Here is an 18,812-nt window from a genome sequence, read left to right on the forward strand (position 1 = left end):
GCGATGCCGGCTGATGCTGCTCCGACGGGAAGGCCCGCGCGAACGATGTCCGCTGCCTCTGATGGCTCACCGATACCCCTTGATCGCGCGGAAACCGCCTCACGTCGGGGCTGAGACCGCTCCCGGTCGCGCGTACAGGGGAGCGGGCACGGTCAGGCCGCGCTCGGTCCCGTCTCCAACGGGGCAGCATCGCGGGTGCGGATGTCCATGGCGTTGCCGCGCCAGACAATGGCGGTGCGGGCCCAGGCACTCGCCCAGATTGCCGGAAGCAGAGCGTCGCGGACGAGGAAGGCGGCGAGCATCCGCGGCGAGCGGTGCCAGCCTGCGCGGACCGCCAGCGCCGCTTCGGCCCCGTACCACAGTGCGCCAGCCGCAACGAGCCAGAGGGCGGCCTCGGCGGTTCCCGCCAAGACACCCGTCAGCACCAGCGGCAGCAGGGCGCCGATGCCGATCTCGGGCGCGAAGAACAGCGGGAACGTGACCCGCCGCAACCGCGCCCATCGCACCTGACGCGACCAGACCTCCGCCAGGTCGCGGTGCCCGAGCGGCTGCCGGAAGGGCGCCGCGACGAGATGGACGCGCTTGCCTGCCGCGCGCACGAGCTTGGTCGCGGCGGCATCCTCGGCGATTTCGGCGTTCAGCGCGCGGATGCCGCCCTGCGCTTCCAGGAACGGCTTGTTCCAGAGCATGCTCTTGCCCTGGGCGAAGCCGAGTCCGAGCGCCTCGCCGGCGTATTGCCAGCGGGCCTGCAGGGTGTTGAGGAAGGCGCACTCCACCTCGGCGAAGAAGTTTTCCGGCCGCGATCCGATCGGCGTCGAGCAGACGAGGCCGCTGTCGCTGCGCCACGCCGCCTGCATCTGCTGGATGTAGTCGGGCGGCATCAGGATGTTGGAATCGGCGAGGATCACCCAGTCGTACCGGGCGGCGTCCCAGCCGCGCACGCAGTTGTTGAGCTTCGGATTGCCGCCGATGCGCTCGTCACCCAGGATCAGGCGCGAGGGTATCTGCGGGTGTGCCACCCGCATCCGCTCTAAGAGCGGCAGCACGGGATCGCCCGCATCCGCTACGCAGAAGATCAGCTCGTAGGCTGGATAGTCGAGCCGGAAGCTCGCCAGCAGAGTCTCCTCGCTGAACGCCTCCAGGCCGCGCAGGGGCCGCACCACCGAGACGGGGGCGCCCGCTGGGGAAGCGGAAGGTTTCCCCTTGCGCCCGATGCGCAGGGCCGCCACCGCGAGGCTGGCGAGGTTGACGGCAACGAGGGCCGCGCAGAGCGCGAGGGCGGCGGACGCGACGCTCTCCGGCAGGGCGATCATTGCGCGGCGTCTCCCGTCGATCGTTTGTCCGGGCGCGACGGCGCGTCCCATCACGCCCCTAGCAGCGCCGCCTTATCAGGCGTGTGACACTGCAAACGCCGTCCCAGGCCGTCTCCTTGATCCCGATCGTGTTCCATCCGGCCTACGAGGCCGAATTGCCGGCGGGCCACCGCTTTCCGATGCGCAAATACGGGCGCCTCGCCGAGATCCTGCGCGCCCGCGGTCTCGCGCCGGACGGCTTCGTCACGCCGGAGCCCGCCGACGCGGCCCTGCTGTCGGGCGCGCACGATCCGGGCTACGTCGAGGCCGTGCTCGCCCTTCAGGTGCCGCGCGCGATCGAGCGCGCGATCGGCCTGCCGGTGACGGAGGGCGTCGCCGCCCGCGCCCGCGCTTCGGCCGGGGGGACGCTGCACGCCGCGCGCCTTGCGCTCAGCCACGGGCTCGCCGGCAGCACGGCCGGCGGCAGCCACCACGCGCGACGAGCCGGTGGGGCCTGCTTCTGCGTATTCAACGACGTGGCGGTCGCTGCCCTCGCCCTGAGGCAGGAGGGGGCCATCAGGAGGGCGCTCATCATCGATCTCGACGTGCACCAAGGCGATGGCACCGCCGACTGCCTCGGCCGCGAGCCGGACCTGTTCACGCTCTCGATCCACTGCGAACGCAACTATCCGCACGACAAAGTGCCGGGCGACCTCGATATCGGCCTGCCCGACGGGCTCGGCGACGCCGAGTACCTCGCTATGCTGGTGGCGCGCCTGCCCGGCCTCGTCCAGAGCTTCGCGCCGGATCTGATCTTCTACAATGCCGGTGTCGATCCGCACCGCGACGACCGGCTCGGCCGCCTCTGCCTGACCGACGACGGCCTGCGCGCCCGCGACCGGTACGTGGTCGGCCTCGCGCAGGCTCAGAACGTCCCGCTCTGCGCGGTGATCGGCGGCGGATACGGCGGCGACGTGGACGCCTTGGCGGCGCGCCACGCCCTCGTCTTCGAGGCGATGGCGGCTTTGGCCTGAGGAACGCAGCCCGTTTCTGCCAGTTGCCCTGCCTCACGCGGGACAGGACAGGGAGAGACGATGCCGGCCGATCCGAAGCCGATGATGCTGTGGGACCGTGACCGCGGACAGGCGGTCGAGGAATGGATGCCCGATCACCAGACCACCTACGAGACCAAGCCGCGGTGGCGCCCGAGCGACGACATCCTGGCGCACACGCCGCAGGGCATGGAGACCATCGTGCGCCTCGGCGAGCCGATCGCCACTCGACTGAGCCCGAGAGAGTGAGGGAATCATGATGGAGGACGCGTTCGGCCTGAACCGCTTCGTGGAGGCACAGGACAGCGTCTACGAGAGCGCACTCGCGGAATTGCGGAGCGGGCGCAAGCGGAGCCACTGGATGTGGTTCATCTTCCCTCAGCTCGCCGGGCTCGGTTCGAGCGCCATGGCCCGGCGCTACGCGATCGGCTCCCTGGCCGAAGCGCAGGCCTATCTCGCCCACCCGCTGCTCGGTGAAAGGTTGCGGATCTGCACTCGGGCCGCGAACGCCTGCGAGGACCGCTCAGCCCATGCCCTGTTCGGCGCACCCGACGACGTGAAGTTCCGCTCCTCGATGACGCTGTTCGCACGGGCCGATCCGAAAGCGCCGGACTTCGCCCGCGCGCTCGCGACGTTCTTCGATGGCCAGCCCGACCCGCTGACCTTGGAGAAGCTGTCACAGCGATGATCCGAGTCCATGCCCGGCCCGGCCTTCTTTTTCGATAGGGCCGGAAAGCGGCAATTGGGTTCTAGCTCAATATCTCCCGCACGCGCATCAGTATAGAACTGATACAAAATCCGACCCTGTTGATGCAGGGTCGTTGACGTTATTTTTCACTTAACCATAGATGGCCCGAAACCGACGATCATAAAACACAATGATGAGTCCGTTCTCTGGTTGCTCAGGGATTGGTCGGACATGAGGCTTTGCGATGAAGCGCGCGCTTGTTCTGGCCAGTGGCTCGCGCATCCAGTACCGAGTCTTGCGATGCGCGAGCGAATGTTTCGATGAAGTCTACGTGCTGGGTGCGGACGACGCGCATCTTCTAAAACGATCCCGGTTCTGCGAACGCTTCATCGCATTCACGGGCGATTTCTCCAATCTTCAGCCACCCGACTTAGCCGAGATTCGTCGGCTCTGTGCAGTCCACGACATCGATTTGGTGCTGCCGAGTTGCAGCCGGACGACGCGCCTCCTGTCCATTCACGGTGCTCAGATCGGAGCACCGTTCTATCCGGTGCCGGCTCAGGACACGTTCGACGCACTCGACGACAAGTGGCGCTTCGCCGGTGTCTGCGCCGACCTCGGTCTTCCCGTCCCCGTGACGCGGCGTTTCGACACGATGGCGGATCTGCGCCGCGACCCCGAATACGACCGTCTCGGTTTCCCTCTGATTTTGAAGCCGGCCGCGATGTCGGGCGGCTACGGCGTGCGGAGGATCGATTCAGCCGAGGCGCTTCCCGAGCATCTCAACTACTTGCCGATCATCTGCCAGGAGTACATTCCCGGCGAAGAGCTGAGCAGTTTTTACCTGTGCGACGCCGGGCGGATCGTGGCTTCGTTTTCCTACCGCCGGACGCTCACCAAATTGGAGGAGATCAGGGTTCCCGTCATCGATGAGCATGCCCGCAGGTTGATCGAGCACTTCCACTATCGGGGTGTGATCGGGTTCGACATCCGCCGGAGCCCGGACGGCCGGATCGCCTTCATCGAGTGCAACCCACGCTTCTGGTATCATATGGAGGTGGCGATGCTGGCGGGCCTGAACTTCGTCACCCTCGGCTGCCGTCTGCGCGACGGAGAGAGAGGTCCGTCGGACTCCGAGACGCTCAAGATCCGATCGCCGCGCCGCCTGTGCGGAAATCTGCTCACGCCCTGGCGCCTGAACCGGGCCGAGCGGGCCTATCTCCGCTACATCATCCGCGATCCGGCCATCTCGGCCTGGGCCGGATTTCAGAGCGCGATAGGCCGCTATCGTCTCGCCGGCGGACAACTCCTGTGAGGCAACGGGGCGACCGCCGTCTGCCAGGACGGTGCCGCGTCCGGTCCGCTCATCCGGATGTACCCCTGAAGAACGCGTGCTTCGAGCGCGGCTTTGTCGTCGTTCTCGAACGGGACCGAGATGACGTCGCTGAGGCAGCGATGCCGGGGAGGGCCGTCCATGGATTCGAGCGGCGACTTCAAGAGCCTGCATGCGGCTGAGTCTGTCTCCGCCCCGGCGACGGACGACGCAACTCCATTCCGGCCGCCGGTCTGCGTCGAGGTCGCTGCGCCGCCGCGATTCCGCGCACTCGCCTCGGAGTGGCGCCGCTTGGTTCAACGCTGCGCCGAGCCGAACGTGTTCATGGAGCCCGCCGTCGCCGGTGCGATGTACACGGTGACCGAGACGCCGCTGCACGTTCTCCTCGCCTGGTCTCGTCGCGCCGATGGAGGGGCTGACCTGATCGGCGTGTGGCTCCTCGTGATCGCCCGTCCCTCCTCGCGCCTGCCGATCCGGACGCTGGAAGCCCCGTGCAACTCACTGACCTTCCTCGGCTCGCCCGTGCTCGATCGCGAGCGCGCGGTCGAGGCCCTGGCGGCGATGCTGGAGGCCGTCGCCCGCGATCCCACCCTGCCGAAGTTGATCTGCGCCAATCAGATCGCGGCGGACGGGCCGGTCTTCTCAGCGCTCGTTGCCGCGGCCGGCCGGCAGGGGGGAAGCATCGTCGCCATCGAGCGCCGGCAACGCGCCAAGCTCGATGCGCCGGCTGCGGGACAGGCGGCACCAGCCCACGCGGTCTCGTCGAAACGGCGTGCCGATTTGCGGCGGCATCGCAAGCGGCTCGCGGAGCGCGGTGAGCTGCGCCACGTCAGCTATCGCAAGCCGGAGGAGGTCAGCACGGCATTCCAAGAGTTCCTCGACCTGGAGGCCGCCGGCTGGAAGGGCCGGAAAAGCCGGCGCGGGCGGGCGATCCGCAACGCGCCGCCGCTTCGCGCCTTCGCGCAGACGATGATCGTGGGGCTGGCGCGGGACGGCTGCGCCGGCATCGAGGCCCTGCGCTTGGACGATCGGGCCATTGCGATGAGCATCTGGCTGCGATCCGGCCGCACGGCGTTCGGTTGGAAGATGGCGTATGACGAGGGTTACGCGAAATGCGGGCCGGGATCGCTGCTGATGGAGGCGATGCCCGAGACGGTGTTCGCGAATGGGGACATCGACACCATCGACTCCTGCAACCGGGACACGTCGGCAGCCCTGGCTCTGATCTGGCCGGAGCGCCGCGAGATCGCCGATCTCCTGATCGACGTCACCCCGGGCGGCTCCGTGCGTGGCCGGCTGACGGCTCTCGCCGAGAGGTTCTTCCGGCAGGGGCGGGGCTTGGCCCGGCGGACCTACAAGACCCACGTCAAACCGGTCTACCTGCGCGTCCTGGCCCGGTGGACGGCGAAGGCGGGGGCCGCGGCGACGCGGCAGGGAGGGACGGAGTCGTAGCGGCGTCCCGATCCGGATCGATCAGGACGTCGCCCGTGCCTCCGTGCCGGCGCGATCGACCTGGGCCTCCGGCCGGCTGTCGGTCGAGGCGTAGTAGGGCTTGATGTCGAGCAGCGGCGTGCCGTCGACGCAGTCGAGCCCGCGGACGCTCACGGTGCCGTTGGCGATGGCGAGCCGCTCGACGACGGCCAGGGCAATGGGGTTCGGCCGCGCCGGTGAGCGGAGCGAGAAGGTCCCGCGGCTGCCGGATGCGTGGCGGGGCTGCTGGCGCACGAGGTCGCGCGCCGCCCGGTCCATCCAGTACAGAACGATCAGGTGGGTGGCGCCCTCCAGGTTCTGGAGTGCCGGCCGATAGAGCGCATCGACCTCGAGCGTGCAGACCGCATCCGTCTGCGTGCCGTTCTTCGGGCACTCGGCCCGGGCTTTCCAGGGCGTGCGCACCCGGCCGATGAAGTAGAGGCCGGCATCGTATTCGGCGGGCAGTGGGATCGCCTCCTCGCCGGGACGCCGCTCGACATCCTCGTTCATCCGCCCTCGCTCCCCTCCTCTGTGCCGGCTCGCCTTGTCCCTCCAGCGCGATGCGACCGCAAGGTGGGCACGTCCCGTGCAAGCCGCTTGCTCGTCTCGCTGCCCGGGTCGGTGTAGACACTGTGGGGTAAGCGGGGAGAGGACATGGTCATCGACGAGTTGCGGCCGATGGAGGCTGTCCCCGATGCGGAGACGGCCGTTGATCGGCTCGAAAAGCTCCACGCGGGGGCGACGCAGGCGCTCCAAGTGGCGCTGGCGCGCTACCTCGAACACCGGATTGCGCCGGACGCGACCGAACGGCTTCAGTTCCGCTATCCCGAACTGCGCCTGACCTACCAGCCCACGGGGCCGCTGCCGCGGCTCAACCGGGCCACCGCCAAGTTCCAGGCGCCGGGGCTCTATGCCACCACGGTGACGCAGCCCGGCTATTTCCGCGCCTATCTCCTGGAGCAGTTGCGGCCGCTCGTGCGCGATTACGGCGCCGGCATCGAGGTCGGCCTCTCGGGCCAGGAAATTCCCTACCCCTACATCGTCGAGCCCGGCACCGATCTCGGCGGCAGCGGCGTCAGCGCCAGCGACCTCGCCACCCTGTTCCCGGTGCCGCTGCTCTCCGTCGTCGGCGACGAGGTGGCCGATGGGCTGTGGCTGGAGAACCCGGGCGATCCGCGCCCGCTCGCGCTGTTCGACGGCGTGCGCACCGACTACTCGCTGCGCCGGCTCGTGCACTACACCGGCTCGGACTGGCGCGAGATCCAGCCCTGGATCCTGCTCACCAACTATCACCGCTACGTCGACGGCTTCGTCCGCCACGGGCTGGAGCGTCTGGCCGCCGGAGAGGGGGAACGGCTGGTGCTGCCTGGCGGGATCGTGGTCGCGCAGGCCGACGCGGCCTCCGCCGACCCGGCGGCGCTGATCGCCGCCTCGCCCTGGCACAAGTACCAGATGCCGGCCTACCACCTCGTGGGGCGGGGCACGGATGGGGCGCCGCAGGGCACGACGCTCGTCAATATCGGCGTCGGCCCCTCCAACGCCAAGACCATCACCGACCATCTCGCGGTGCTGCGCCCGCATTGCTGGCTGATGGTCGGCCATTGCGGCGGTTTGCGCCAGTCGCAGACCATCGGCGACTACGTGCTCGCCCACGGATATCTGCGCCGCGACCGCATCCTCGACGATCTGGTGCCGCCGGAAATCCCGGTGCCGGCGCTCGCCGAGGTGCAGATCGCCCTGCAATCGGCGGCTGCCGCCGTGACCGGCGAACGGGCCGACGCGCTCAAGCGCCGCCTGCGCACCGGCACGGTCGTAACCTACGACGACCGCAATTGGGAGCTCCGCTTCAGCCAGGAGCGGCGGCGGATCAATCTCTCGCGGGCGATCGCGGTGGACATGGAGAGCGGCACCATCGCCGCCCAGGGTTTTCGCCTGCGGGTGCCTTATGGGACCTTGCTCTGCGTCTCCGACAAGCCGCTGCACGGCGAGATCAAGCTGCCGGGTGCGGCCAATGCCTTCTACGAGCGGGCGGTGGCCGAGCATCTCAAGATCGGCCTCGCGACGCTCGACGCGCTGCGCGCCGACCGGGCCGGCCTGCATTCGCGCAAGCTCAGGAGTTTCGACGAGCCACCGTTCCGATAGGGTCCCATCCGCCTAGCTTCCGGAACGGCCGCCTCCGGGACGGCGGCCGCCCGGCGGGTCATCCGAAGATGAGGACCAGCGAGACGAGGACGCAGACCACGAACACCGCCAGGCAGATCCAGGCCCAGTGGCCGCCATGCGGCTTGCGGATCGAGATGCTCTCGAGAGGCGCGGCCGTACGGCTCGTGTCGTGCGTGCCGTCCGTGACCTTCCGCAGGGTCGGGTTGAGAGGCGGGCCGTCGAGGCGCTGCTGATCGTTCACGATAGGACGCCTTCTCTCACGTGCTGGACATGTTTCACCTGCTGGACCTGACGCGATGGAACGTCACGGCAGGGCACGGCCGGACGAGGGCAAGCTTGACAGGACATCGGCGTCGAGGACGACGCCCTCGATCGTCGCGTCCTTCGCCAAGTGCAGGACGAAGGCGGCGGCGCTCATCGTCCAGGCGCGGGCGTCCAGCATCTCGGCAATCTTCCCGGCCACCATCTCGAAGGACAGGGTCTTGCCGGGGATCCTGCGCTGCAGGCGCAGCACATGCCAGCCGAAGCGGGATCGGACGGGGACGCGCCCCGTGGTGCCCTCGGCCAGGCTCTCCAGCGCCGCCTGGATCTCCGGCACCAGTTCGCCCCGGCGCAGTTGGCCGAGCGATCCATCCTGACGCGCCGTCGGACAGGCCGAGAAGGCGCGCGCAGCCTCGGCGAAGTCACCGGGATCGTCGCCGAGTTCGGCGGCCAGCACACGCGCCTCCCGCTCTGCCTCCTGCCAGCCCGCTGCATCGTCGGAGGTCGGCTCGAACAGCATGTGAGATGCCTCGAACAGGTCCGGCATGCGGAAGCGATGGACGTTCGCCTCGTAGTAGCGCCGGCATTCCGCCTCGCCCGCTCTCTGTGGCTCGGGAGCGAGATCGAGAGCGGCGCGGATCAGCGCTTCCTCGGCCAATTCCCATCGCCCGGCATCGTCCCGTTCCGGGCTCGGCGCGAAGCCCGCCGTCCGGGCGGCCTGGAGCAGCAATTCGCGCACGACGAGGGCCTGCGCGGCCGCCCTCCAGGCGGTGGCGCCATCGCCCGCGGGATGATGCTGGATCTCGCGGGCGATGGCCTCGGCTGCGATCTCCACGCCGTTGACGGAAACGGTGCCGTCGCTCGGCGGCGGGACGGGCGGCTTCGATGCCGAGGCACAGCTGCAGCCGCTGCCGCAGCCGGTCGGCATCGCCGGGTCCGGGCGGCGGTCGATGACCAGCGTGGCACTCATTGCGCGCTCTCCGCCTGGGCCCGTCCGATCGAGGCCGCCCCACTGATCGCGCCCGCGAATGGATCATGAACGGCTTGCGACGGCCCGCGCCGCGACCGCACGACCTGATAACCCGGCCTGAACAGGTACCAGACCGGAGCGCTGAAGACGTGCACGAGCCGGGTGAAGGGGGTGATCAGGAAGATCGTCAGGCCGATGACGATGTGCAGGCGATAGACGAGGGCCGTTTCCAGCAAGAGGTCCGCCGCACCGGGCTGGAAGGTGAGAAGGCCTTGAGCCCACCCCATGAAGCGCACCATCTCGTGCCCGTCGAGCGCCTGGAACGTCCAGTAGAAGCTGCCGACGCCGACGATCAGCTGCAGCCAGATCAGGACGAGCACGAGGATATCGCCGATGGACGAACTGCGCCGGATGCGGGCATCGAACAGGCGGCGATGAAGCAGAAGGGAGCAGCCGATCAGAGCCGCGATGCCGGCGATGCCGCCGACCGTGATGGCCATCAACTGTTTGGCCGTGTGGCTGATGCCGAACCGCTCGAACAGCGCGATCGGCGTGAGCAGGCCGACGAAATGGCCGACCAGAATGACCAGGATGCCGAGGTGGAACAGGTTCGATCCGACCAGCATCTGCTTGCGGCGGAGGAACTGCGAGGATTCGGAGCGCCAGGAATACTGCGCCCGATCGAAGCGCAGGATGCTTCCGAACACCAGAACCGTCACGGCCAGATAGGGATACCAGCCGAAGAGAAGATAATTGACCGCCTCCCACATGTTAGCCTCCTTTTGCGTGGTCTCTCGCGTCGCGCTGGGCGGCGCGCAGGCGCGTCATCAGCGTGGATGGCTCGGTCGTTTCCCCGAGGGGAGCGTTGAAGTTGATGGGAGCATCCTCCCAGGCACGGTCGATCTCATCGGGTGTCGCCGGATCGCGGTAGTCGGGCAGGTCCTGCACGTTTCCCGTGGAGGGCCTGCGCTTCGATAAGTGCAGCAGGGCGTGCAGCACGCCCGCGTAGTCGGTCTTCCTCTCGGTGAGCCGCTGTTCCAGGGCTTCCAGCACGTGGGCCGGCTGGGAGAGCCATTCTTCCGCCTCCTCCTGCGGCAGGATCGATAGGAACTCCAGGAACATCGGCAGGTAATCGGGAAGTTCGGCCTCCCGCATCATGAAGCCGCGGGCGAGATAGGCCTGCCCGAGATCGATCATCGCCTGTCCGCGCTGGCGGCCGTCACCGTGGACATGCTCGAAGAGATGCAGCGAGAGCGCGCGCGAACTGTCGAACAACTCGCAGTAATGCGCCTGCAAATCGAACAGATCCTGGCTCGCGAAGGCGTCGAAGAGCGGTTCGAGGCGGGCGAGAGCGTCGGGCGGCAGTTCCGCCTCCCCGTGCAGGGCCTCGCGGACCGCGCCGATATGGGCTTGCAGCTCCTCGCTCGGATAGGCCATCAGGGCCGAGAGGGCGCGCAGCGTGTACTTCATAGCGGCACGTCCATGTAGGGCTTGCGCGGCGTGCGCTTCGCGCCGCCGAACAGGTTCGTCTTCGTGGCCCCGTTGGTGGGCTCGTCGAAGGAGAAGCCGGTCGAGCCGCGCAGGTGATAGGCGTTCTCGTCCACCTCGCGATGGCTGGTCGGGATCACGTAGCGGTCCTCGTAGGCCGCGAGCGCCATGTAGCGGTACATCTCCTCGATTTGATGCGCGGTCAGCCCGACCTCATCCGCGATCCCCTCGTCGAGGCGCCCGTCGACCGTCTTGGCACGCATGAAGGCGCGCATGGCCAGCATCCGCCGGAGCGCGGAGACGATCGGTGTCTCCTCACCCGCGGTGAGCATGTTCGCGAGGTAGCGCATCGGAATGCGCAGGCTCTCGACATCCGGCATCCCGTTCTTGGCCGAGATCTTGCCGGCCTCGGCCGCCGACTGGATCGGCGAGAGCGGCGGCACGTACCAGACCATCGGCAGGGTGCGGTACTCGGGGTGGAGCGGGAAGGCGACCTTCCACTCCATCGCCATTTTGTAGACGGGGGACAGGATGGCGGCGTCGAGCCACTCCTCCGGCACGCCGTCGAGGAGCGCCTGCCTGCGGACAGCCGGGTCATTCGGATCGAGGAAGATCGAGAGCTGCGACTCGTAGAGCGACTTCGGGTCCTCGACGGAGGCCGCTTCCTCGATGCGGTCGGCGTCGTAGAGCATGACGCCGAGATAGCGGATCCGCCCGACGCAGGTCTCCGAACAGACGGTCGGCTGTCCGGCTTCGATGCGCGGAAAGCAGAAGATGCACTTCTCCGATTTTCCCGACGACCAATTATAGTAGATCTTCTTGTAGGGGCATCCGGAGACGCACATGCGCCAGCCGCGGCACTTCTCCTGATCGATCAGGACGATCCCGTCCTCTTCCCGTTTATAGATCGCGCCTGAGGGGCATGAGGCGACACAGGTCGGGTTGAGGCAATGCTCGCACAGGCGCGGCAGATACATCAGGAAGGTTTTCTCGAACTGGCCGTAGATTTCCTTCTCAATGCCATCGAAATTGTAGTCCTGCGAGCGGCGGGAGAATTCGCCGCCGAGATCGTCCTCCCAATTGCCCGACCACTCGATCTTGTTCATCACCTCGCCGGTGATGAGTGAGCGTGGCTTGGCGGAAGGCTGGGCCTGAAGTTCGGGGGCCTGCTGCAGCCAGCCGTATTCGAAGGTGTAGGGCTCGTAGAAATCGTCGATCTCGGGCAGGTCGGGATTGGCAAAGATCTTCGAGAGGACCCTCCATTTGGCGCCGATCTTCGGCTCGATGCGGCCGTTCGACTTGCGCGCCCAACCGCCCTTCCAGCGGTGCTGGTTCTCCCAGTCCTTCGGATAACCGATCCCGGGCTTCGACTCGACATTGTTGAACCAAGCGTATTCGACGCCTTCACGATTGGTCCAGACATTCTTGCAGGTGATTGAGCAGGTGTGACAGCCAATACACTTGTCGAGATTGAGCACCATGCCGATCTGCGCGCGGATCCTCATGCCACCGTCTCCTTCGACTTGGTACTCGACATGTCGCTCGAACTGACGCTGTGTCCGCCCCAGTCGGCGGTGGCCTCGGTGTTGAACGTGTCGTCGACGGCTTTGTCGAACCAGTTGACGTCGTTCATCTTGCGAATGATGACGAACTCATCGCGATTGGCGCCGACGGTTCCGTAATAGTTGAAGCCATAGGCGAACTGGACGTAGCCGCCGATCATGTGGGTCGGCTTCATGTTGATGCGCGTGATGGAGTTGTGCACGCCGCCGCGCTGGTTGGTGATCTCGGATCCGACCGTATTCACGAGCTTTTCCTGCGCGTGATACATGATGGCCGAGCCTTCCATGATGCGCTGGGAGACGATCGCGCGCGCCGTCACGGCACCGTTGACGTTGAAGGCCTCGATCCAATCGTTGTCCTCGATGCCGGCCTTCCGGGCATCGGCCTCGCTGATCCAGATCGCCGGTCCGCCGCGGTTGAGGCTGAGTAGCAAGAGGTTCTCGGTATAGCTCGAGTGGATCCCCCATTTCTGGTGCGGCGTGAGGATGTTGAGCTGGATTTCGGGGTGGCCGTTGGGCAGCTTGCCGGCCACCTGCGCCACGGTCCTGGTGTCGATGGGTGGACGCCACGTCACGAAGCCCTCGCCGAAGGCCAGCATCCAAGGGTGGTCGAGGAAGAGCTGCTGTCGCCCCGTCAGGGTGCGCCAAGGGATGAGCTCGTGAACATTGGTATAGCCGGCGCTGTAGCAGACCTTCTCACTCTCGAGTCCCGACCAGATCGGTGAGGAGATGATCTTGCGGGGCTGGGCCACGACGTCGCGGAAGCGGATCTTCTCCTCCTCCTTGCCGGCCGCGAGATGGCTGTGATCGCGCCCGGTCGCCCGGCTCAGGGCCTCCCACGCCTTGACCGCGACCTGCCCGTTCGTCTCCGGTGCAAGCATCAGGATCGTTTCGCAGGCATCGATGTCGGTCAGGACCTTCGGCCTTCCGGCAGCCGGCCCTGTCTCGACCCGGCCGTTCAGCGCGGCGAGCAGAGCGACCTCGTGCTTGGTGTCCCACTCTAGGCCCTTGCCGCCGTTGCCGAGCGTATCGAGCTTGGGGCCGATGGCCGTGAACCGCTCGTAGGTCGCGGGATAGTCGCGCTCCACCACGGCGATGTTCGCCATGGTCCGGCCAGGCACCGGTTCGGTCTCGCCGCGCCCCCAGTCGAGCGGGGCGTAGGGCTGGGCGAGTTCGGCCGCGCTGTCGTGCTGGATCGGGTTGAGGACGATGTCCTTCTCCACACCCAGTTCGCCCTCGCAGAGGCGGGAAAAGGTCTGCGCGATGGTGCGGAAAATGTCCCAGTCGCTGCGCGCCTCCCAGACCGGATCCACCGCGGCCGCCAGCGGGTGGATGAAGGGATGCATGTCCGAGGTATTGAGGTCGTGCTTCTCGTACCAAGTCGCCGTCGGCAGGACGATGTCGGAGTAGAGGCTCGTCGTCGACATGCGGAAGTCGATGTTGACCATCAAGTCGAGCTTGCCCTTGGGCGCCTCCTCCCGCCACACGACCTCGTTCGGCCGGATTCCGTCTTCGGTCCCCACGACGCCGTGCGAGGAACCGACGAGATGCTTGAGGAAGTATTCGTGCCCCTTGCCGCTGGCGCCCAGCACGTTGGAGCGCCAGAAGAACATGTTGCGCGGCCAGTTCTGCGGCGCGTCCGGGTCCGCCATGGCGAATTTGACCTCGCCCGATTTCAGCAGGTGCGGCAGGGCTGCGGCGGGGTCCTCGCCCCGGGCCTCCAGGCTCCGCGCCAGCGCGAGCGGGTTGGTGTCGAGCTGCGGAGCGGAGGGTAGCCAGCCCATGCGCACCGCGCGCAGATTGTAGTCGAGCATGGAGCCCGACCAATCGCCAGGGGGCGCCGTCGGCGAGAGGATGTCGGAGACGTCGAGCGTCTCGTAGCGCCACTGGTCGGAATGCGCGTAGAAGAACGAAGTCCCGTTCACTTGACGCGGGGGGCGCACCCAATCGAGGGCGAAGGCGAGCGGCAACCAGCCGGTCTGCGGACGCAGCTTCTCCTGCCCGACATAGTGCGCCCAGCCGCCGCCCGATTTCCCGACGCAGCCGCAGAGGATGAGCAGCGCGATGATGCCGCGATAGCTCATGTCCATGTGGTACCAATGGTTGATCCCGGCGCCGACGATGGCCATGGCGCGGCCATCGGTCTTCTCGGCGGTCTCCGCGAACTCGCGCGCGGTCTGCAGGATCGCCTGCCGCGGCACGCCGCAGATGCGCTCCGCCCAGGCCGGGCTGAACGGCACGTCGTCGTCGTAGGTCGAGGCGATGTCAGTCCCGCCGAACCCGCGGTCGACACTGTAATTGGCGCAGAGCAGATCGAAGACGGTGGCGCAGAGTGCCTCTCCATCCTTCAGTGCGACGCGGCGCAGCGGCACGAGGCGGCTCAGCACCTCGGGGTGATCGGTGGCAACGAAGCCTCCCGGCGCGATGCCGCCGAAATACGGGAACGAGACCTGCGCCAGTCGGTCCTCGATGCCGGCGAGCGACAGGCGCAAGGAGGCTGGTGTGCCGGCGCCGTCCTTCTCCTCCAGGTTCCACTTGCCCGGATCACCCCAGCGGAAACCGGCCGAGCCGCGCGGACAGACAATGCGTCCCTCCTGATCCAGGGCGACGGTCTTCCAGTCCGGATTCTTCCCCTCGCCGAGGCCGCCCGCGAAATCGGCGGCCCGCAGGAAGCGGTCCGGCAACAATCGCCCGTCCCGCTCGACCAGCTTCACCAGGAACGGCATGTCGCTGTAGCGGCGCGCGTAGTCCTGGAAGTACGGCACCTGCCGGTCGATGTAGAATTCCTTCAGGACGATGTGGCCGAGCGCGAGCGCCAGCGCAGCGTCGGTGCCCTGTTTAGGATGCAGCCACAAGTCGGCGAACTTGCAGGCCTCGCTGTAATCGGGCGAGATGACGACGCTCTTGGTGCCCTTGTAGCGAGCCTCCGTGTAGAAGTGGGCATCCGGCGAGCGCGTCTGCGGGATGTTCGAGCCCCAGACCAGCAGGAATCCCGCATTGTACCAGTCGGCGCTTTCCGGAACGTCCGTCTGTTCGCCCCAAGTCTGCGGGGAGGACGGCGGCAGGTCGCAGTACCAGTCGTAGAAGCTCAAGCAACCGGCGCCGATCAGGGACAGGTAGCGCGTGCCCGCCGCGTAGGAGACCATCGACATGGCGGGAATCGGCGAGAAGCCGGTGATCCGGTCGGGCCCGTATTCCTTGATCGTGTAGATGTTGGCCGCCGCGATGATGTCGGCGACCTCTTCCCAGGTCGCGCGCACGAAGCCGCCGCGTCCGCGGCGCGTCACCCAGCCGGCCCGCGTCTCGCCATCCGTGACGATCCTGCGCCACGCATCGACCGGGCCGAGCGAGGCGCGGGCCTCCCGCCACGCCTTCAGCATTCGTGCCCGCACGAGCGGGTATTTGATGCGCGTTCCCGAATAGAGATACCAACTGAAGCTCGCGCCTCGCGGGCAGCCGCGCGGTTCATGGTTGGGCAGGTCCGGACGGGTGCGGGGGTAGTCGGTCTGCTGCGTCTCCCAGGTTACGATCCCGCCCTTGACGTAGATCTTCCAGGAGCAGGAGCCGGTGCAGTTCACGCCGTGGGTGGAGCGGACGATCTTGTCCGACGCCCAGCGCTTTCGATAGGTGTTCTCCCAGGCGCGTGGCTCGTCCGTGGCGACGCCCCAGCCGTCGGAGAAGGTTTCGCGGCGCTGTCGGAAGAAGGTCAGGCGGTCGAGAAAGTGACTCATGTGCGTCGCTCCGTCGTCCTGAAGAGCCCGCGCGGACCGGTGTAGAAAAACCACGTGGCCAGGGCGCAGGTGATGAAGAAGGCAGCGAAGCCGTAGAGCGCCGCGTCGGCACTTCCGGAGATGTCGATCGAGGTTCCGAACGCCTTGGGGATGAAGAAGCCGCCATAGGCCGCGATGGCCGAGATGAAGCCGGTGATGGCTGCGCTTTCCCCTTCCGCCCTACGCCGCCGCTCCTCGGTGCTCGCCTGCGGCTCCTGCGCGTCGATGACCCGCGCCATGATCCCGGGCACCATCTGGAAGGTCGACGCGTTGCCGATACCGCTCGAGAAGAAGAGCAGCAGCGTCATGGCGAAGAAGAGCGGGAAGCTCCGGATGTCGAGCGCCCAGATGAGGAGACATGCGAACACGATCATCGAGACGAAGACCCAGAGGGTCACGCGCTCGCCGCCGAGCCGGTCCGACAGCCCACCCGAGAAGGCGCGTGACAGGGCGCCGACCAGAGGCCCGATGAAGGCGTAGTGGAGTACGTCGACCTCGGGAAAGACGAGCCGCGTCAGGAGCGGGAACGCGGCGGACATCCCGATGAAGGTGCCGAAGGTGCCGGTATAGAGCCAGCACATCACCCAGGTATGCAGGTGCCGGAAGATCACCAGTTGTTCGGTGAAGGACGCCTTGGCCGAGGCGATGTCGTTCATGCCGAGCCAGGCGGCGATGACGCCGGCCCCGATCAGCGGCACCCAGAAGAAGCCGGCATTCTGCAGCCAGATCGAGGCGCCGTCGGGTGTCGTCTGCGGCGCCCCGGAGAGATAGCCGAAGAGTCCCATCGAGACGACGATCGGAACGGCGAGCTGCATCACGCTGACGCCGAGATTGCCGATGCCCGAATTGATCGCGAGGGCGCGGCCCTTCTCGCTCTTCGGGAAGAAGAAGGAGATGTTGGCGACCGAAGAGGCGAAGTTGCCACCGCCGAAGCCGCACAGAAGCGCCAGCGCCAGGAAGATCAGGTACGGTGTCTGCGGGTTCTGGACGGCGTAACCGAGGCCGAAGGCGGGGATGAGAAGCGTGCCGGTCGAGAGCGCCGTCCACAATCGTCCGCCGAAGACGGGCACGAGGAACGAGTAGAAGATGCGCAGGGTCGCCCCGGAAATCCCCGGCGCCGCCGCCAGCCAGAAGAGCTGATTTGAGGTGAATTTAAAGCCCGCCGCCGGCAACCAGGCCACGACGATGCTCCAGAGCTGCCAGACCGCGAAGGCGAGCGCGAGGCAATAGGTCGAGATCCAGAGGTTTCGCCGGGCGATGGCGCGCCCCGTGTTCTCCCAGAAGACTGGATCTTCCGGACGCCAGTCCGTCAGGAGATGCGCGTCCTGCGCCCTCTGCTCCGGCCGACGGCGCTCGTCCGGCGCCAGCCCTTCCCGCGGTGCGCCGACCGGGGTTGCGGAGACACCGATCGGCGCTCGCGGCAGTGCCGCCGCATGATCCAGCTTCTGGATCGACACGTGCATCCAGACGAGGGACGCCGTGACGACGAGGAACAACAACGCGAAGCAGGCGGTCCGGACGCCGGTCAGATCCTCCAGGATGCCGAAGGCGACCGGCAGGAGGAAGCCGCCGAGGCCACCGATCATCCCGACGAGACCGCTGACCGCACCGACGTCCTGCGGGTAATAGACCGGCACATGCTTGAACACGGCGGCCTTGCCGAGGCTCATGAAGAAGCCGAGCACGAACATGATCACGAGGAACGGGGTGAGCCCCAGGCTCGTCGAGAATCGGATCGGCTCCCGGATCCCCTCGATGATGTAGGTCGTCGGCGGATAGGACAGCATGAAGGTGGACACGATGCCCACGCCGAAGGTCCAGTAGAGCACCGCCCGGGCGCCGTAGCGGTCGGACAGCACGCCGCCATAGATGCGGAACAGGCTGGCCGGCACCGAGTAGAAGGCTGCCAGCATGCCGGCCGAGGACAGGGACAGTCCGTAGGTAGCAACGAGATAGTGCGGTAGCCACAGAGCCAGCGCGACGAAGCCGCCGAAGACGAAGAAGTAATAAAGTGAGAAGCGCCAGACCTGCGCGTGGACGAGCACCTTGAACTGGGCCTGGAATGGCTCGCGCGCCGTCTCACCGTCGGCGGCGCTGCGCGGCTCGTCCTTGGTGAAGAGCAGGAAGAGAATGGCGGTGATGGCGAGACCGGCCGCCCAGACCTCGGCGACACCGCGCCAGCCCATGGCGACCATCACGAAGGGCGCGAGGAACTTGGTGACGGCCGCGCCGACGTTGCCGGCTCCGAAGATGCCGAGCGCGGTACCCTGTCGTTCCGGCGAGAAGAAGCGCGAAACGTAGGGCACGCCCACGGAGAAGGTGCCCCCGGCCAGCCCGACGACGAGGCCGGCGATAAGCATCTCCAAGTAACTATCGGCCCAGATCAGCGCGTAGGTCGCGGCCGCAGAGACGAACATGAGCGCTGCGAAGATCTTGCGGCCGCCGTAGCGGTCGGACCACATGCCGAGAAACAGCCGCGAAACCGAGCCGGATAAGATCGGGGTGCCGACGAGAAGACCGAATTGGCTCTCGGACAGGCTCAGCTCATCCTTGATCCCGATGCCAATGATGGCAAAGATCGTCCAGACCGCGAAGCTGGCCGTGAAGGCTGCGGTACTTGTCCAGAGAACCTGATCGGCTTTTTCGGCTGCGCCGCTTGGCGAAGTAACCAGTGTTGCCACAAGCGTTTCTCCGGTCCGGGCTTGCCGAATGGGCGCGTAAGGCAGACGTGTAGAATTACTATCCGCGATTAGATTTCGCAGG

The 18,812-nt window shown here is 66.9% G+C and carries 15 protein-coding genes; 6 read left to right on the plus strand and 9 right to left on the minus strand.

Features of this window, described 5'->3' with window-relative positions; translation table 11 throughout:
* Nucleotides 1-152: 152 nt before the first annotated feature.
* The gene (locus FHU13_RS20385; protein ID WP_183437669.1) at nt 153-1,313 is read right to left on the minus strand and encodes a ceramide glucosyltransferase; all 1,161 of its coding nucleotides are present in this window, start codon (nt 1,311-1,313) and stop codon (nt 153-155) included.
* Nucleotides 1,314-1,429: 116 nt separating this feature from the next.
* On the opposite strand from FHU13_RS20385, the gene FHU13_RS20390 reads away from it, so the two are divergent.
* From FHU13_RS20390 to FHU13_RS20410, 5 genes are all read left to right on the plus strand, one after another.
* The gene (locus tag FHU13_RS20390) at nt 1,430-2,326 is read left to right on the plus strand and encodes a histone deacetylase (protein WP_183437670.1); all 897 of its coding nucleotides are present in this window, start codon (nt 1,430-1,432) and stop codon (nt 2,324-2,326) included.
* 60 nt (nt 2,327-2,386) lie between these two features.
* Nucleotides 2,387-2,593 (plus strand): hypothetical protein, encoded by a 207-nt coding sequence (locus FHU13_RS20395; protein WP_183437671.1) that lies wholly within the window; start codon nt 2,387-2,389, stop codon nt 2,591-2,593.
* 7 nt (nt 2,594-2,600) lie between these two features.
* A complete protein-coding gene (locus tag FHU13_RS20400; RefSeq protein WP_183437672.1) occupies nt 2,601-3,032 on the plus strand; it encodes a DUF1810 domain-containing protein in 432 nt (143 codons plus the stop codon).
* Between the two features lie 244 nt (nt 3,033-3,276).
* Nucleotides 3,277-4,347 (plus strand): ATP-grasp domain-containing protein, encoded by a 1,071-nt coding sequence (locus FHU13_RS20405; protein WP_183437673.1) that lies wholly within the window; start codon nt 3,277-3,279, stop codon nt 4,345-4,347.
* Nucleotides 4,348-4,506: 159 nt separating this feature from the next.
* Nucleotides 4,507-5,817: a GNAT family N-acetyltransferase gene (locus tag FHU13_RS20410; RefSeq protein WP_183437674.1), complete on the plus strand. Its 1,311-nt coding sequence runs from the start codon at nt 4,507-4,509 to the stop codon at nt 5,815-5,817.
* Nucleotides 5,818-5,838: 21 nt separating this feature from the next.
* On the opposite strand, the gene tsaA is transcribed toward FHU13_RS20410, so the two are convergent.
* Nucleotides 5,839-6,345, minus strand: coding sequence for a tRNA (N6-threonylcarbamoyladenosine(37)-N6)-methyltransferase TrmO (gene tsaA / locus FHU13_RS20415; protein ID WP_183437675.1), 507 nt, complete (start codon nt 6,343-6,345; stop codon nt 5,839-5,841).
* 144 nt (nt 6,346-6,489) lie between these two features.
* On the opposite strand from tsaA, the gene FHU13_RS20420 reads away from it, so the two are divergent.
* On the plus strand, nt 6,490-7,977 hold the full coding sequence (locus FHU13_RS20420; protein WP_183437676.1) for an AMP nucleosidase: 1,488 nt from the start codon (nt 6,490-6,492) through the stop codon (nt 7,975-7,977).
* A gap of 58 nt (nt 7,978-8,035) precedes the next feature.
* On the opposite strand, the gene FHU13_RS20425 is transcribed toward FHU13_RS20420, so the two are convergent.
* The 7 genes from FHU13_RS20425 to FHU13_RS20455 form a co-directional block, all read right to left on the minus strand.
* Nucleotides 8,036-8,239, minus strand: coding sequence for a hypothetical protein (locus tag FHU13_RS20425; protein WP_183437677.1), 204 nt, complete (start codon nt 8,237-8,239; stop codon nt 8,036-8,038).
* A 63-nt stretch (nt 8,240-8,302) separates the two neighbouring features.
* Nucleotides 8,303-9,229 carry a peptidylprolyl isomerase gene (locus tag FHU13_RS20430; protein WP_183437678.1) on the minus strand — a complete coding sequence of 309 codons (927 nt, stop codon included), beginning with the start codon at nt 9,227-9,229 and terminating at the stop codon, nt 8,303-8,305.
* The gene (gene narI / locus FHU13_RS20435) at nt 9,226-9,999 is read right to left on the minus strand and encodes a respiratory nitrate reductase subunit gamma (RefSeq protein ID WP_183437679.1); all 774 of its coding nucleotides are present in this window, start codon (nt 9,997-9,999) and stop codon (nt 9,226-9,228) included. The genes FHU13_RS20430 and narI overlap by 4 nt, the downstream gene beginning before the upstream one ends.
* A 1-nt stretch (nt 10,000) precedes the next feature.
* Nucleotides 10,001-10,699 carry a nitrate reductase molybdenum cofactor assembly chaperone gene (gene narJ, locus FHU13_RS20440; protein ID WP_183437680.1) on the minus strand — a complete coding sequence of 233 codons (699 nt, stop codon included), beginning with the start codon at nt 10,697-10,699 and terminating at the stop codon, nt 10,001-10,003.
* A complete protein-coding gene (narH, locus tag FHU13_RS20445; RefSeq protein ID WP_183437681.1) occupies nt 10,696-12,222 on the minus strand; it encodes a nitrate reductase subunit beta in 1,527 nt (508 codons plus the stop codon). Before narH ends, narJ begins: the two co-directional genes overlap by 4 nt.
* Complete coding sequence (locus FHU13_RS20450; RefSeq protein WP_183437682.1) at nt 12,219-16,010, minus strand: nitrate reductase subunit alpha; 3,792 nt, start codon at nt 16,008-16,010, stop codon at nt 12,219-12,221. Before FHU13_RS20450 ends, narH begins: the two co-directional genes overlap by 4 nt.
* Nucleotides 16,007-18,721, minus strand: a complete 2,715-nt coding sequence (locus FHU13_RS20455; RefSeq protein ID WP_183437797.1) for a nitrate/nitrite transporter — start codon at nt 18,719-18,721, stop codon at nt 16,007-16,009. Before FHU13_RS20455 ends, FHU13_RS20450 begins: the two co-directional genes overlap by 4 nt.
* Nucleotides 18,722-18,812 lie beyond the last annotated feature (91 nt).

Source organism: Methylobacterium sp. R2-1 (assembly GCF_014191355.1).
Classification (GTDB): domain Bacteria; phylum Pseudomonadota; class Alphaproteobacteria; order Rhizobiales; family Beijerinckiaceae; genus Methylobacterium.